A 14,817-nucleotide genomic window follows, 5' to 3' on the forward strand; every position below is an offset into this window, starting at 1 on the left:
CGACCTTTGCAACCAAAAATCAGGATTAATTTTGCCCTTCTGCGATTGCGGTGTAAGAGGCAATACAATTTAGAGCAGATGTTTAGAGTTGGAATGCATCGATGGCGCGTACGGTTTGTTTCATAAGCGAAAAAGGCGGAGTCGGAAAAACGACTGCCTGTTTTGAGATCGCAATAGCGCTTAAAAGAACTCATAATTTGAGAGTTTTAATTGTTGACGCAGACTATCAACGCGGCGGGATTACAGGAAGACTTGATTCTTCCTTGATTAAGAACTTTACTGCTGGATCAATGCCAGGCATAAATCTATTTCATAAATTCCAACAACTCTATAGCGCAAGCCCTACGACTAGTGGTATAGATATCAGATCGAGCAGCTTTAATATCGATTTTATTCCAGCAGACCCAAGGCTAGCGTCAGTTTCCGAGGATAAGCTTCCGAGCGGCAAAACCATAAGACAAAATAGCGAATTATTCTTTGAACATCTAATGGTAATTGCAAAAGTATTGTCTGGCCTTCAGGATCAATACGATTATATTCTAATCGACTCCCACCCAGAGGTTTCATCCCTGCTGCGTGCTGCAATCTTTGCAAGTGATTACGCCGTCTCTCCGGTAAAATTGGATTTACAATCTTCTATTGGCGTTCCAACGGTTATAGCTGAGATCAATGGCGTCAATGGCGATGTATCAGTTATGCAATCCACCCTCGGAACGGCCCTGACCTACAATCCGACGAATTTTGTTGGAGCTATTGGAATGATGGCAAGAGAGTATGCCGGCGACTTAAAAGACTCAGAAGACACAGAGTATCGTCGCTTAAACCGATTCGGAACCATGTTCCAGCACTACATCACTGAGGGTGATGGCATTAGACGAGCCGCGCAAAATCGAACATCAGTTCGAAATATCGGTATGGCGAATGCGCGAAAGCAGACGGCGCAAGTCGATGCAATAACTGTGGAGTTTTTGGCAAAATGCCCATGACATTCACGGAAGTAAAACGGCTGGTAAAAATTCTTGGCCCGAAGGGAGCAGTCGCAGGGCTACTAGAAAGCGATGTTAATACTTCTGTGCTCAAAACTATCGCCACAAAGGAAAAATTGGCGAGAGTTCCAACGAACTCGAGGATGGAATTGATCAACATGCTAGTAGACCATGTCACTCAAAGCTCCCTAAAGCCTACAGAGACGTTAATGAGAATGAGCTATGACGAATTACTATCATATTTCAATGAAGCCGGACCATCAACCGAATCATTGATGAAAATCATGAAAGAGCTAAATTATAAGGTTGGCTCTGAAGACAAAAAACACCTTCGCCGCTTTGTCGCACGACAGATTAGCGAAACAGCCTTATTTTCTAACGTCGCAACACGCGACACAGACTGACCAATCCTCAAATAAATCCGTGCTTAAACTTAGATGCGAATATTAATTTTTCGCGAGAAATTCTGCGGCATAGGCATAGAAGGTAATTTGAGATCGCCAAGCAGCCCGTTCAAACCATAGGTTTTACAATGACATCCAAAGAGGCGAAGCGTTGCAGGCCCCCCATGCGTGCTGCGCGGGAACTGCTCTGATAGCGAAACGTTCATGCCGGGCTAATCCTTTGTTCAACCAAGCGCCGCAAGGGCGCGTGAGGACAACCGCTGCCATGAACAAGTCCCTCCTTGCCGCCCTCGGCCTATCGGTCGCCGCCCTCGCCACGCCGGCCCTGGCCCAGGAGCCCCTGTCGTTCCGCGTCGCCCCGCAATTCGACGGTAATCAGCCGGCCGTGACCGACACCTCCGACTTCCGCGCCGCTGCCCTGCGCTCGGACGCCGTGAGCATCGAGTCGAGCCGCATCGCCCTCGAGCGGTCGCGCAACCCGCGCGTGCGCCAGTACGCCCACAACGTTCTCGTCGAGCGGAAGGCCACCACCCAGGCGCTGCTGCCCGAGGGCACCTCGCTGACCGCCGGCGGCACCGTGGTGTCGGATTCCCAGCCCTTCGAGACCCGCCTCGATAACCCGGTCGGCGTGATCCTCGCCCCCGTCACCATCTCGGCCGGCATCGCCCAGCGTGTGGTCGGTGGCGTCCTCGGCGGCGTCGGCCTCATCGACAACAGCCCCTCCGAGCCGGGTCGCCGCGTCGCCATCGGCACCGAGGGCCAGGGCCGCATCGATCGCCTGAAGTCGGCCCGCGCCGGACGCGACTTCGACCGCACCTATGTCGACCAGCAGGCCCGGTCGGACGCCCGCACCCTCGGTCTCTACGCCTCCTACGCCCGCAACGGCGACAGCGCCCAGGGCCGTGAGTTCGCCAATCAGGCGCTGCCCTACATCGCCGGCGAGCACGCCCACTCGGCCAACCTAGCCGACCGCATCAACTGAGCGCGTCGTCTCCGTCCTGAACGCCGAAGGGCCGCCCCATGGGCGGCCCTTTTTCGTTGCGCCGGGGACGCAGCCCGTCGCGGCGGCTTTCGCCCAGGTTCAGGCGGCCGGCACCAGAGCCGACACCGCCGCGCCGAGGTCGTCAAAATGGGCGATGACACGGTCGGGGCCGAGCTCGGTGACCGGCCGGTCGGTGTAGCCGAACGGCACCGCCACCACCGGAATGCCGGCGGCCTTGGCCGCGTCGATGTCGGCACGGGAATCACCCACCATCACGGCGCGGGCGGGATCGCCGCCGGCCTGCGCGATGGTCATCGTGATGTGGCGCGGGTCGGGCTTGAAGTAGGGAAAGGTCTCGCGGCCGCAGATGGTGGCGAAGCGGTCGGCGATGCCGAGCAGTTGCAGCAGGCGGATGGCCTGCCCCTCGTACTTGTTGGTGCAGACGGCCAGGAGGAATCCGCGCGCGGTGAGCGCGTCGAGCGCCTCGACCACGCCGGGGAACAGGTGCGACTGCTCGCACAGGTGGTCGCCGTAATGGGCGATGAAGTCCGAGAACAGGGCCTCCAGCCGCTCGGTCGTGAGGGGCTCGCCCGCCGTGGTGAAGCCGCGCTGGATCAGCGCCTTGGCACCGGCGCCGATCATGTCGCGGGCCTGCTCCAGGGGCAGCGCCTGAAGCCCCTCGCGCCGCAGGATGACGTTGAGCGTGCCGATGAGATCGCCGGCGGTCTCGGCCAGGGTTCCGTCGAGGTCGAAGACGGCGATGGGCGGCAGGGCGGTCATGGGCACTCGCAGAAGGGACGCACGCGGGACGGTAAGGCGCCGCGAGGCGGATCGGGACGGGGAACACCGCCGCGGGCGTGAGGCCGGGCGGATGCCCGGGCTGTAACCCATCCTGCCGCGCGCCGCGAGATGCGTGCTGCCACGCGCTGCGAAGGGCTTGCTGCCGCGCGCCGCGAAGAGCTTGGCCTTTGGCGGTGGACAGGTGCGCCGGGTATGGAACCTCCGTCGCCGTCGCACTTGCCTCCGCGTCTCAGGCTCCTGTACGGTCCCCTCCATCGACGGCCGGGGGGCCGCTGCCCATCACCGAGAATCGCCCTTCTGCCCGTGCCATCGGCCGGGGTTCGGGGCGTTTTGCGAGTCGCTGGGGCAGATGCGGACGATTTCGGAGGGGGCGATGATGGAAACGGTCCCGGGTTGGTCAGACGAGCGGGTCGAGCTGCTGCGTCGCCTGTGGGAAGACGGCCTGAGCGCCAGCCAGATCGCCACGCAGCTCGGCAGCGTCACCCGCAATGCGGTGATCGGCAAGGTGCACCGGCTCGGGCTCTCGGGCCGGGTCAAGTCGGCGGAGACGCCCGGCGTGGCGCCGCGCAAGATCGGCCGTGAGACGGAGCCGGAGGCGGAGATGCCCGTCGCGGCTGTCGCCGAGACGGACGGCGCGCCTGCCCGCTTCGAAGGCGCGCCCGCCGCACCGACGCTGGTGGCACCGGTGTCCCTGTCGATCACCCGTCGGGTGACGATCATGGACCTGCGGGAGTCGATGTGCCGCTGGCCGATCGGCGACCCGACCTCGCCCGACTTCCACTATTGCGGCGATCGCGCGATCACCGGCCTGCCCTATTGCACCGCCCACGCGCAGATCGCCTATCAGCCGGCGGCCGAGCGCAAGCGCGACCGGCGCGTGGGCGGCTTTCGCTGATCCGACACCTTGCGGGCCGAGGCAGAGGGGCCAAAAGCCCTGCCGGCAAAGTCCCGCGAGACGGCACGGTTTCGAGACTTCGTGCGTTGATCCCCGTCGCCGGTTCCCGATCGGCGCAAGAAGGTGACGCGCCGTGACGGAGCCGACGAGCACGATCGATGCCGACGAAGCCGCTTTCCTCGACCTGCATGGGCAGCGCGAGGAACTGGAGCGGCAATTGGCGCTGGTTCAGCTGAAGCGGCAGTTCGGCCCCGGTCAGGATGCGATCGATCAGGCCACGGCCGACGAGCAGTCCCTGCTGGTCAGCCTGGACCGGGTCATGACTCTGATCCGAGCCGCCGAATATAAGCGCCTGCCGAACGCGCGACGCTGGTAGACGCGCTCAGTCGAAGCGACGCCGGTCGCGCTCCTTGTGCCGAAGGCGCAGGAGAAGGTCGATCTGGCTGTCGGGGATCGGCTGCGTGTCGCAGGTCTCCTCGTAGATCGAACGGAGCGCGGTCCCGAGACGATGACGCGTGTCGTCGGTCAGGCTGGGCTGGCAGGCGTTCATACCGTCCTCCCGCATGTCGCCGTCGCTTACTCTCTGGTCCAACGTCTCAGTCCCTCGTTCGAGCGATCCAACGCCGGCGCCGAATCGGAGCGCACTTGTGGTTTAGCGAGTGTCACCGAACATGGTTAAGAAAACGTTAACTCTGGGTTGCCCAGCTGCGAGAGGCGTTGGCGGTCAGACGTTGGCCATCAGGCTTCGGCTGCCTGAAGCAGGCGGGCTGCGGCGGCCCGGGCCTCGTCGGTGACGGTGGCGCCGGCGAGCATGCGGGCGATCTCCTCACGGCGGGCCGGGGCTTCCAGGGACGAGACCTGCGTGGCGACCCGGTCGCTGCCCTTGACCGGGTCCTTGGCGATCAGGAAATGCGTTTCCGCCCGGGCGGCGACCTGCGGCGCATGCGTCACCGCCACCACCTGCACCTGCGTGGCGAGGCGCCCGAGCCGGGCGCCGATGGCGTCGGCCACGGCGCCGCCGACGCCGGTGTCGATTTCGTCGAAGATCAGGGTCGGGGCCGAGCCCTTGTCGGCCAGCACCACCTTGAGGGCAAGCATGAAGCGCGAAAGTTCGCCACCCGAGGCGACCTTCATCATCGGTCCCGGCCGGGTGCCCGGATTGGTCTGGGCCCAGAACTCCACGCGGTCGTAGCCGGAGGGATCGCGCGAGTCCGGATCGGTGGCGATCTCGGTGATGAAACGGGCGCGCTCCAGCTTGAGCGGCGGCAGTTCGGCCTTGACCGCCGCGTCGAGAGCCTTGGCGGCGCGCTTGCGCCCTTCGGTCAGCTTGGCGGCCGCTTTGGCGTAGGCCGCCTCGGCTGCCGCGAGGGTGCCCTCGAGTCCACCCAGGGCCTCGGCGCCGGCGTCGATTGCCGCCACATCGGCCGCGTAGCGCTCGCGCAGAGCCGCGAGTTCGTCCACCGGCACCTGGTACTTGCGCCCGGCGGCACGGAGCGCGAACAGGCGCTCCTCCACCCGTTCCAGCTCGCGCGGATCGAACTCCGCCTCGCGCAAAGCCGCGTCGAGAACCGTGTGGGCCTCGTCGAGGGCGGTCAGGGCCGCATCCAGGGCGGCGACGCAGGGCTCGACCAGGGCCGGCAGCTGCGACGCCCGCCGCTCCAGCTTGCGCAGGGCCGAGGACAGGTGGGAGACGATGCCGCCGCCCGAGGCTTCGATCGCCTCGTTCAGTTCGCGGGCGACCTTCTCGCTCTGCTGCATCACCGTGCGGCGCTCGGCCAGCGTCGTCTCCTCGCCCGGCTCCGGAGCCAGCGTCTCCAGTTCCGCCACGGCGTGCCGGAGGAAATCGGATTCCTTGGCGGCGGCCTCCACGCGGGCGCGGTGCTCGGCCAGGGCGCTGCGGGCAGCCTTCACCCGCCGGGCCGCCTCGCCGACTTGGGTCAGAGGCACCTGCAGGCCCCCGAACGCATCGAGGATGGCCCGGTGGGTGGTGGGATCGGCCAGGGCCCGGTCGTCGTGCTGTCCGTGGATCTCCACCAGGGCTGCGCCGATGGCCCGCAGGACCTGCACGCCCACCGCCTGGTCGTTGATGAAGGCCCGGGTGCGCCCATCGGCCATCTGCACGCGGCGCAGGATCAGGTCGCCCTCGGTGTCGATCTCGGCCTGCGCCGCGAGCGTGCGCGCCGGATGGTCGAGGGGCACGTCGAACACCGCGGTGACGGCGCCCTGCCCTTCCCCATGACGCACGAGGCGGCCGTCGCCGCGGCCGCCGAGGGCCAGCGCGAAGGCATCGAGCAGGATCGACTTGCCCGCACCCGTTTCACCGGTGAGGACGCTGAGGCCCTCGCGGAAATTCAGGACGAGCTTGTCGATGAGAACGATGTCGCGGATCGCAAGCTGGCTCAGCATGCCGCGTCTGGGGTCCCGTTGTGAACGCTGGCGCTGTCTTTACGGCGAAGTGCCGCCGGCTTCACGCAAAAAGATGCCGCCCCCACGGGGAGCGGCAAAGCGGCACGCGGATCGCCGGACGGGCGCCGGAACGGCGTCGGGCCTACTGGGCCTCGGCGGTGCGCCCGATGACGCCGCGATAGACCTTGCTGATCCACGAGGTCTTCTCCTCGCGCGGCTCCAGGCCCCCGTTCTGCAGGAGCGCGTGGGCGTCCTTGTACCAGGGGCTGTCGGGGAAGTTATGCCCGAGCACGGCGGCGGAGGTCTGAGCCTCCTGGGTCAGGCCGAGAGCCATGTAGGCCTCGGTCAGACGCTCGAGGGCTTCCTCGGCGTGCCGGGTCGTCTGGTACTTGCTGACCACGTCGCGAAACCGGTTGATCGCTGCCGGAAAGTTGCGGCGCTCCAGGTAGAAGCGACCGACCTCCATCTCCTTGCCGGCGAGCTGGTCGCGGGTGATCTGGATCTTGGCCTTGGCGTCGGCGGCGTATTCCGAAGTCGGATACTTCTGGACGAGCTCCTGCAGGCCGGCCAGCGCCTTCTCGGAGCGGTCCTGGTCGCGGGTCACGTCGGGGATCTGCTTGTAGTGCGACATCGCCATCAGGTACTGGGCGTAGGCCGCGTCCTTGCTGGCCGGATGGCGCTGAAGGTAGCGCTTCGACGCGTTGATCGCGTCGTCGTACTTGGCGCCCTCGTAATTCGAGTAGGCGGTCATCAGCAGCGCTTTGCGCGACCAGTCCGAGTAGCTGTAGGCCTTGTCGAGTTCACCGAACTTCTTCGAGGCGCCCTCGTAGTCCTTGTCCTCCATCCGCGCCAAGCCCTCACTGTAGAGCTTGTCGGCGGGAACATCCGGGATGACTTCGGGCTTGTACTTTTCGGCAAATGGATTGATCGAATCGAGGGCATCGCAGCCGCCGAGCCCGAAGCCCATCACGGTCACCAGCACGGCCGCCATCGCACCGCGGTTGGGATGAGTAAGGCGCATTCCGGTCTTCCCCCAACAGACGGGTCCGTTTTCGGACGCGCGTCGTCACGCCATCACTAAAGGTCGGTCGCGTGGCTGACGGCCTCATGCCACGATCCGGGTGCGCTGCACACCGGACGGACGTCCCGTTTCACGCTCGCTCCACCGTGAAGCGCGATTTGGGCGTGAAAGCGGCGGGCGGGCCGAACCCTTAACAGAAACGACCGATGTGTCGGTGGCGCTACAGATCGCCGACGAAGGCGGCCATGCCGAGGCTGGCTCCGAATTCGGTCAGGCTGGTCTCGCGGCGGGCGCCGGGCGCCTCGACGATGGCGTAGTTGGCGCGATCGGAGAACAGGGCGGTGAGGATGCCGACATTCATGCGATGGCCGCCGCAATAGGAGCGGTAGCCGCCCTGGATCGGCAGGCCGGCCAGAGCCAGGTCGCCGACCGCATCGAGGAACTTGTGCCGGACGAACTCGTCGGCGTAGCGCAGGCCCTCGGGGTTGACCACGGCGGTCTCCCCGACCGCGACGGTGTTCTCCAGGGAAGCGCCGAGGGCGAAGCCCGCCTTCCAGTAGCGCTCCACATCCCGCATCATGCCGAAGGTCCGGGCGCCGGCGATCTCGCGGCGATAGGCGGCGGGGGTCAGGTCCATCGCCTTGCGGCTACGGCCGATCACCGGGTTCTCGAAATCGATCTCGACATCGAGGCGGAAGCCCCGGTCGATGGGACGGAGTTCGGCGAAGGCGCGGCCGACCTCGATGCGGACGGAGCGGAGGACCTTGATCCAGCGACGGGGGGCGCCGCAGGGACCGATGCCGACGGCGTCGATGGCCTCGACGTAGGGACGCGCGCTGCCGTCGAGAATGGGCATCTCGGGGCCGTCGATCTCGACCAGAACGTTGTCGATCCCGAGACCGTAGAGCGCCGACATCAGGTGCTCGATGGTGGCGACGGCGCCGCTCTCGACATCACCGATCACGGTGCAGAGCTCGGTGGCGGAGACGCAGGCGTGGTGGGCCTTGATGAGCCGGTCGTTGCCGGTGGCCATTCCGGTGCGGAGGAAGGCGATTCCGTGATTGGCGGGCGCTGGATGCAGCGTGATCTCGACCGGGTTCCCGGAGTGGACGCCGATGCCGCTCAGGGTCGCGGGGGCTTTGAGAGTTGTCTGTTGGTTCGTTCGCATTCCATAGCCCTCGGCCGTGATCAGGCGCGCCCATCCCGTTGAGATGCGCTTTTCGCCCTTGTCGATCCGTCCGCTGCTTGAAGCCCCTGCCGGCGCTTGACGGCCGAAACCGCCGCGCCTTTTCGTTCCAAAATTCGTATAGCCGCGCCTCAAAGGCAGGCCAAATCACGGATTCTTACGCTCTGTTACAGTCCCGGTTTCCGACAGCGAATCCGAAACCCATTTTGGCACAGTAGGTTAACAACAAGCATAGCCCGGAGCCGTGAGGCTCCGGGCCTGTGGCTGAAATATCTCAGCCGGCGGGTAGAGGGTCGATCGGCCCCCGTCTCAGTTGGCCTGACGGCGCAGGAAGGCCGGGATTTCGAGCTGATCGTCGTCCATCATCCGGGACTGGGGCGCGATGCGACCCTGCGGATCGAGGTTGCCCTGAGCCGGACGGTAGGCCGGCGGAGCCTGGACGGGGGCGCGCTTGGGATACTCGGCCGGAGCGGCCGCCTGGGGAGCCGGAGCGACGGGCGCCCGCATCTGCGGGGCCGGCGCGGCCTCGGTCTCCTCGCGGCGTCCACCGAAGCCGACCGTCGCGAGACGGCGCAGCAGGGTCATGCGCTTGGAGTCGCCGGCCGGCTCCGCCGCCGGCTGCTCCTCGCGGGCCCGCAGCTGGGCCTGGGCCGGCAGCGGCAGGTCCTGGATCTGCGGCATGCGCGGCGCGCGGGCGACCGCCACCGCCGGGCGCGGCGGCACGAACGGGCCGGCGGCATGCTGCAGGACCGGCTCGGGCGCCGGCAGCGGCGCGGGCTCGTAGGCCATGGCGGCGCGGGGCTGCGTCTGGGTCAGCATCACCTCGTCACGCATCACCGGAGCCTGGGGCAGCTCCACCCGCATCGGCTCGGGGGCGAGGGCCACCGGCTCGGGCGCACGGAGGGTCTGCTGCACCGGGGCCTGGGCCGGAATGGCCTGAACCGGAGCCGGAGCGGCCGACGGGGCGGACGGAGCCGCTACGGAACCGTCCTGTCCGGCGGGGCGAAAGGTCGGCGCGGGCTGTGCGGCCCGCGCCCTCGCTTCCGCACGCAGGCGCTCGGCGACTTCGGCGATGCGCTGCTCGGTCTGCACGATGTCGGGGTTGTTCTGGGAGTTGGCGGCGATCAGCGCCGGCTCGATGCCGGTGGCGACCACCGAGACCCGGATGATGCCGTCGAGGCTCTCGTCGAAGGTCGCGCCCAGGATGATGTTGGCGTCCGAATCCACTTCCTCGCGGATGCGGGTGGCAGCCTCGTCGAGCTCGTAGAGGGTGAGGTCGTTGCCGCCGGTGATCGAGATCAGCAGGCCGCGCGCGCCCTTCATCGAGACGTCGTCGAGGAGCGGGTTGGCGATTGCGGCTTCCGCGGCGCGATTGGCGCGGTTCTCGCCCGAGGCCTCGCCGGTGCCCATCATGGCCTTGCCCATGCCGCGCATGATGGCGCGGACGTCGGCGAAGTCGAGGTTGATCAAGCCTTCCTTGACCATCAGGTCGGTGATGCAGGCGACGCCGGAATAGAGCACCTGGTCGGCCATCGCGAAGGCGTCGGCGAAGGTGGTCTTCTCGTTGGCGACCCGGAACAGATTCTGGTTCGGGATGACGATCAGGGTGTCGACGGCGGCCTGCAGCTCCTGGATGCCGGCCTCGGCGGTACGCATGCGGCGCACGCCCTCGAACTGGAACGGCTTGGTCACGACGCCGACGGTGAGAATGCCCATGTCGCGGGCGGCGCGGGCGATGACGGGGGCCGCACCGGTGCCGGTGCCGCCGCCCATGCCGGCGGTGATGAAGCACATGTGGGCGCCCGAGAGCTGGTCCCGGATCTCGTCGATGACCTCATCGGCCGCCGCCGAGCCGACCTCGGGGTGCGAACCGGCGCCGAGCCCCTGGGTGACGCCGAGACCCATCTGGATCACGCGCTCGGCCTTCGAGGAGGTGAGCGCCTGGGCGTCGGTGTTGGCGACCACGAACTCGCAGCCGAGAAGGCCGGATTCGATCATGTTGTTGACGGCGTTGCCGCCGGCTCCGCCGACACCGAAGACGGTGATGCGGGGCTTGAGTTCACGGATATCCGGCGCCTGCAGACTGATGGCCATGGTGTCGAGCCTCTCGTGCCTTTCACGTTTCATTTGACGCCTCGGTTGAGGGAGGCGCCGATTCTCGTCTGGCCGTTCGCACCCACCCCGATACCCGGGGTTTGGGGCGCGACGGCGGTCGTTCTCAGAAACTCTCGCGGATCCAGCGTCCGACGCGCGAGAGGTAGCCGTCCGTTCCCGTGCCGGCGAAGGCGCCATGGCCCCGCGGCTCGAAATGTTCCGCATGCGCCACCTGCGGGTAGACCAGCAGGCCCACCGCCGCCGAGAAGGCGGGGCCCTTGGCGGCTTCCGGCAGACCCCGGATGCCCAGGGGGCGGCCGATGCGGACCTGGCCTTCCATGACCCGGCGGGCCACCTCGGGCAGACCCACGAGCTGACTGGCGCCGCCCGTCAGCACCACCCGGCGCCCGGCCTGGGCCGAGAAGCCGGCGGCCCGGAGGCGGTCGCGCACCAGTTCCACCACCTCCTCGACGCGCGGGCGGATGATCCGCACGAGCTGCGAGCGCGGCACATGGGTGGGGGCGTCGCCCTCGTCCTCGCCGACCCCGTGGACCGCGATCATGTCGCGCTCGTCGGAGGCGGTGGCGATGGCCGAGCCGTACAGAGTCTTGAGGCGCTCGGCCGCGGCGACCCGGGTGGAGAGGCCGCGGGCGATGTCCATGGTGACGTGATGGCCGCCGACCGCGACCGCATCGACGTGGACGAGATGGCCGCCGGAGAACACGCCGACGCTGGTGGTGCCCCCGCCCATGTCGACCACGGCGACGCCCATTTCGGCCTCGTCGTCGACCAGGGCCGAGAGCCCGGCGGCGTAGGGCGTGGCGATCACCGCCTCGACGCCGAGGTGGCAATGCTCGACCGCGAGCATGAGATTGCGGGCGGCCGCCGCCTCGCCGGTGACCACGTGAAGGTCGACTCCGAGGGCATCGCCCATCATGCCCGACGGATCGATGACCGTGCCCTGGCCGTCGATGGCGTAGCCGGTGGGCAGGGCGTGGAGCACGGCCCGGCCGGGGCTGACGCCGTGGGCGGAGGCGGTCTCCAGCACGCGCTCCACGTCGGAGCCCGTGACGGTGCCGGTGCGGGTGCCGACGCGGGCCTCGAAGTGCTGCGAGCCGATGCGGCCGCCGGACATGTTGACGATGACCGACTGCACCTCGACCTTGGCCATCCGCTCGGCGGCGTGGACCGCCTGGCGGATCGCGCTCTCGGCAGCCTCGAGGTCGACGATGACGCCGCCCTTGAGCCCCTGCGAACGCTGGTGGCCGATGCCGATGACGCGGGCGAAATGGGTGCGTCCGCGCAGGGTGGTGAGGGCCTCGGCCGGCTGAAGCTCGGCGATGAGGCAGACGACCTTGCTCGTTCCGATGTCGAGCACCGAGAGGGTGGTGCTGCGCCGGGCGGAGAGAGGCTTCAGGCGTGGGGTGAGGCCGTGCGGGTCGTGCATCGGGCTACCGGGCGGAACGGGTGTGGCGGGGGCGGGACGCGGGATGCGCCGGACGGATCGTGCGGCTCATGTGCTGGTCCCCTTGGTCTTGGACTTCTTCTGGGATTCGGCGCGGGCCGCGGCGGCCTCTTCGGTGAGGCGCACCACGATCCGGTCGGGCATGCGCAGGTCCACCGCGATGATGTCCTTCTCGAGCAGGCGATTGTCGCGCTCGAGCTTGACCAACCGGGCCAGCGCTTCGGTCGCCCCGGTCTCGGGCAGGCGGATGTCGACGCCGTCGAGTTTCAGGGTCCAGCGCCGGCCGGACACGTAGGTCCCGGCCTTGACGCGCTCGGCGAGCGAGCCGGCCGCCTCGATCAGGGCGAGGTAGTCCTTGAGCTTGAGGTTGGCGTCGTCGCCGACCACCAGCGGCAGGGCGGCGTAGCGGTCGTCGCGCATCTGGTCGATCACCGTGCCGTCGGCCGCGATCACGGCGATCTCGCCGTTGCGCTGCCACAGGGCGGCGGGCTCGCGCTCCACCTGGGTGATGACGATCTCGTTCGGATAGACCTTGCGCACGGAGGCGCTGGCGATCAGCGGCACCGCCAGCAGGCGCTCGCGGGCCTCGGCCACGTCGAGGAACACCACGGAGGAGTGGCCGTCGATGCCGGCGGCCTGCAGCACCTCGCGCTCATAGAGCCGGGCGATGCCCGAGATGGTGACGCGCTCGACGCCGAAGCCGGCGAGGCGCGCCAGAACGTCGAGGGGACGGCCGTTCTCGGCCACGAATCGGTCGTAGGCGCCGGTGCCGACGAAGCTGGCGAGGGCGAGGGCCGCGAAGGAAACGGACATCGCCGCCGTGCCGAGGTGGCGCGGAACCCGGCGCTCGATCGGAAGCGCGAGGCGGGAGCGGCGGCCGGGGGGCGTGAAGCGGCGCAGGCGGGCGGCGAGCGCCCCGCGGACGGAGGCGACCGTGCCGGCGGCGGGCCCCAGCGAGCCTTGACCCAGCGGGCCAGGACCGCCGAGCGGACCTTCGGCCCCTACCGGCCCAACGTTGCGTCCTCCACCATCCATTGGACGAGCTCACCGAAACCATAGCCCGCATGGGCTGCCATCTCCGGGACCAAGCTCGTCTTCGTCATGCCGGGTTGCGTGTTGACCTCCAGGACGACGAGGGCACCGGTTCCACCCGGTGTGTCGTCGTAACGAAGGTCCGCACGGCTGATGCCCCGGCACCCGAGTGCTTGATGCGCCGTTAACGACAACTCTTGGACACGCTGGTAAAGATTTGGTTTAATTTCTGCCGGGAGGACGTGGATCGACCCCCCCTCGGCGTACTTCGCATCGAAGTCGTACCACTCCCCGGAAGCCGGCTTGATTTCGATCACCCCGAGGGCCTTGTCCCCCATCACGGCGCAGGTCAGCTCGCGCCCGGCGACATAGGTTTCCGCAAGGATTTCATCGCCATAGCCCCAATCGGCCCGGCCCACTTCCTGGGGCGGATGGGTGCGCCCGTCGCGCACGATGATGACCCCCATGGAGGAGCCCTCGGCCACCGGCTTGAGCACGTAGGGCGGCGTCAGCACGTGTGACTTGGCGGCCTCATGACGGTTAACGACGCGGCCCTCCGGAACGCTGACTCCGGCCGCCCGCATGATCACTTTGGCACGTTCCTTATGCATCGCCAGCGCCGAGGCGAGTACGCCGGAATGGGTGTAGGGGATGCGCAGGAGTTCGAGCAGGCCCTGAATCGTGCCGTCCTCGCCCGCCGGTCCGTGCAGCGCGTTGAAGGCCACGTCGGGCCGCAGGGCGGTCAGCACCGTGGCGATGTCGGGCTGGACGTCGACGCGGGTGACGCGAAAGCCCTGACCTTCGAGGGCGTCGGCGCAGGCCTGGCCCGAATTCAGCGAGACCGGCCGCTCGGAGGACCACCCGCCCATGAGGACGGCGACGTGCTTGGACATGGGGACTCCTGAGATTTGCGCAGACATGGATTGCGGCATCACGCCGGCCGGCCGGGGCCGATCCTGTCGTGGATCGCATCGAAAACCGCGCCGGCCACCACCGGCGGCAATGTCCCGATCCGCTTGAGGATACGTGCCGGTTCGATGCAGGCCAGCTTGACGGGTCTGACGACCGAAGGCGCATCGAGCCCGGCAGCGGCAAGATCGTCGATGGCCTGATCGCCCCGCATGGCGGGGTTGTTCGCACTGGTGATCATGGCGATCCAGACGAATCCCGTCTCGGCGACGGCCGGTCCCGAGACCACGACGGCCGGGCGACGCTTCTCGGCGAGACGGTCGGAATAAGGAAATGGGACGACCACGACGGCGCCTGCGGCAAGCATGCCTCCGATGGGATCCCTAGAGATTGCCATAGGCTTCTTCGTCGGCGGCCCCAGCCCATTCCGTGAAGGTCACGAAGGGATCTTCGCCCTCGGGACGCGCCTTCTCGATGCGGATACCGTCCGGCGTGATCACGTAGCGAAGACGGTCGCCCGGGCCGATGCCGAGGCGTTCGCGGACCTCGGCCGGGAGCACGGTCTGGCTCTTCACGGAGACCTTCGAATAGGTCGTCAGAACATCCCGACCGGTCATCGGCCACTCTCCAGCAGAA

At 66.9% G+C, this 14,817-nt stretch carries 16 protein-coding genes; 5 read left to right on the forward strand and 11 right to left on the reverse strand.

Annotated features, from left to right (window positions below; genetic code table 11):
* Positions 1-101: 101 nt before the first annotated feature.
* From J7U37_RS11665 to J7U37_RS11675, 3 genes are all read left to right on the forward strand, one after another.
* Positions 102-986: a ParA family protein gene (locus J7U37_RS11665; RefSeq protein ID WP_247635835.1), complete on the forward strand. Its 885-nt coding sequence runs from the start codon at positions 102-104 to the stop codon at positions 984-986.
* The gene (locus tag J7U37_RS11670; protein ID WP_247635836.1) at positions 977-1,390 is read left to right on the forward strand and encodes a hypothetical protein; all 414 of its coding nucleotides are present in this window, start codon (positions 977-979) and stop codon (positions 1,388-1,390) included. The genes J7U37_RS11665 and J7U37_RS11670 overlap by 10 nt, the downstream gene beginning before the upstream one ends.
* Before the next feature lie 265 nt (positions 1,391-1,655).
* Positions 1,656-2,372 carry a DUF4142 domain-containing protein gene (locus J7U37_RS11675; protein WP_247635837.1) on the forward strand — a complete coding sequence of 239 codons (717 nt, stop codon included), beginning with the start codon at positions 1,656-1,658 and terminating at the stop codon, positions 2,370-2,372.
* Between the two features lie 99 nt (positions 2,373-2,471).
* Here the strand turns inward: J7U37_RS11675 and J7U37_RS11680 are convergent, their stop codons facing one another.
* Entirely contained in the window at positions 2,472-3,152 is a 681-nt protein-coding gene (locus J7U37_RS11680) for an HAD family hydrolase (protein ID WP_247635838.1), read from the reverse strand.
* A 394-nt stretch (positions 3,153-3,546) separates the two neighbouring features.
* Between J7U37_RS11680 and J7U37_RS11685 the strand changes: the two genes are divergently transcribed.
* Entirely contained in the window at positions 3,547-4,068 is a 522-nt protein-coding gene (locus tag J7U37_RS11685) for a GcrA family cell cycle regulator (protein WP_247635839.1), read from the forward strand.
* Positions 4,069-4,201: 133 nt separating this feature from the next.
* A complete protein-coding gene (locus J7U37_RS11690; RefSeq protein WP_056181753.1) occupies positions 4,202-4,444 on the forward strand; it encodes a hypothetical protein in 243 nt (80 codons plus the stop codon).
* Between the two features lie 6 nt (positions 4,445-4,450).
* Here the strand turns inward: J7U37_RS11690 and J7U37_RS11695 are convergent, their stop codons facing one another.
* The 10 genes from J7U37_RS11695 to J7U37_RS11740 all read right to left on the reverse strand — a co-directional run bounded on the left by J7U37_RS11695 (position 4,451) and on the right by J7U37_RS11740 (position 14,798).
* Positions 4,451-4,660: a hypothetical protein gene (locus J7U37_RS11695; RefSeq protein WP_244477027.1), complete on the reverse strand. Its 210-nt coding sequence runs from the start codon at positions 4,658-4,660 to the stop codon at positions 4,451-4,453.
* Between the two features lie 146 nt (positions 4,661-4,806).
* Positions 4,807-6,474 (reverse strand): DNA repair protein RecN, encoded by a 1,668-nt coding sequence (recN, locus tag J7U37_RS11700; protein ID WP_247635840.1) that lies wholly within the window; start codon positions 6,472-6,474, stop codon positions 4,807-4,809.
* 142 nt (positions 6,475-6,616) lie between these two features.
* Complete coding sequence (locus J7U37_RS11705) at positions 6,617-7,495, reverse strand: outer membrane protein assembly factor BamD (RefSeq protein WP_056181763.1); 879 nt, start codon at positions 7,493-7,495, stop codon at positions 6,617-6,619.
* Between the two features lie 220 nt (positions 7,496-7,715).
* Positions 7,716-8,663: a UDP-3-O-acyl-N-acetylglucosamine deacetylase gene (gene lpxC / locus J7U37_RS11710; protein ID WP_247635841.1), complete on the reverse strand. Its 948-nt coding sequence runs from the start codon at positions 8,661-8,663 to the stop codon at positions 7,716-7,718.
* Positions 8,664-8,990: 327 nt separating this feature from the next.
* Positions 8,991-10,775 (reverse strand): cell division protein FtsZ, encoded by a 1,785-nt coding sequence (gene ftsZ, locus J7U37_RS11715; protein ID WP_247635842.1) that lies wholly within the window; start codon positions 10,773-10,775, stop codon positions 8,991-8,993.
* Between the two features lie 124 nt (positions 10,776-10,899).
* Positions 10,900-12,222: a cell division protein FtsA gene (ftsA, locus tag J7U37_RS11720; protein WP_056181771.1), complete on the reverse strand. Its 1,323-nt coding sequence runs from the start codon at positions 12,220-12,222 to the stop codon at positions 10,900-10,902.
* A 66-nt stretch (positions 12,223-12,288) separates the two neighbouring features.
* Complete coding sequence (locus J7U37_RS11725; RefSeq protein ID WP_247635843.1) at positions 12,289-13,275, reverse strand: cell division protein FtsQ/DivIB; 987 nt, start codon at positions 13,273-13,275, stop codon at positions 12,289-12,291.
* On the reverse strand, positions 13,242-14,165 hold the full coding sequence (locus tag J7U37_RS11730; protein WP_056181774.1) for a D-alanine--D-alanine ligase: 924 nt from the start codon (positions 14,163-14,165) through the stop codon (positions 13,242-13,244). The genes J7U37_RS11725 and J7U37_RS11730 overlap by 34 nt, the downstream gene beginning before the upstream one ends.
* A 38-nt stretch (positions 14,166-14,203) precedes the next feature.
* Positions 14,204-14,548: a type II toxin-antitoxin system PemK/MazF family toxin gene (locus J7U37_RS11735; RefSeq protein WP_156633889.1), complete on the reverse strand. Its 345-nt coding sequence runs from the start codon at positions 14,546-14,548 to the stop codon at positions 14,204-14,206.
* 16 nt (positions 14,549-14,564) lie between these two features.
* Positions 14,565-14,798, reverse strand: a complete 234-nt coding sequence (locus J7U37_RS11740; protein WP_056181781.1) for an AbrB/MazE/SpoVT family DNA-binding domain-containing protein — start codon at positions 14,796-14,798, stop codon at positions 14,565-14,567.
* Positions 14,799-14,817 lie beyond the last annotated feature (19 nt).

Origin of the sequence: Methylobacterium sp. 37f, assembly GCF_023093475.1 — a bacterium.
Classification (GTDB): domain Bacteria; phylum Pseudomonadota; class Alphaproteobacteria; order Rhizobiales; family Beijerinckiaceae; genus Methylobacterium.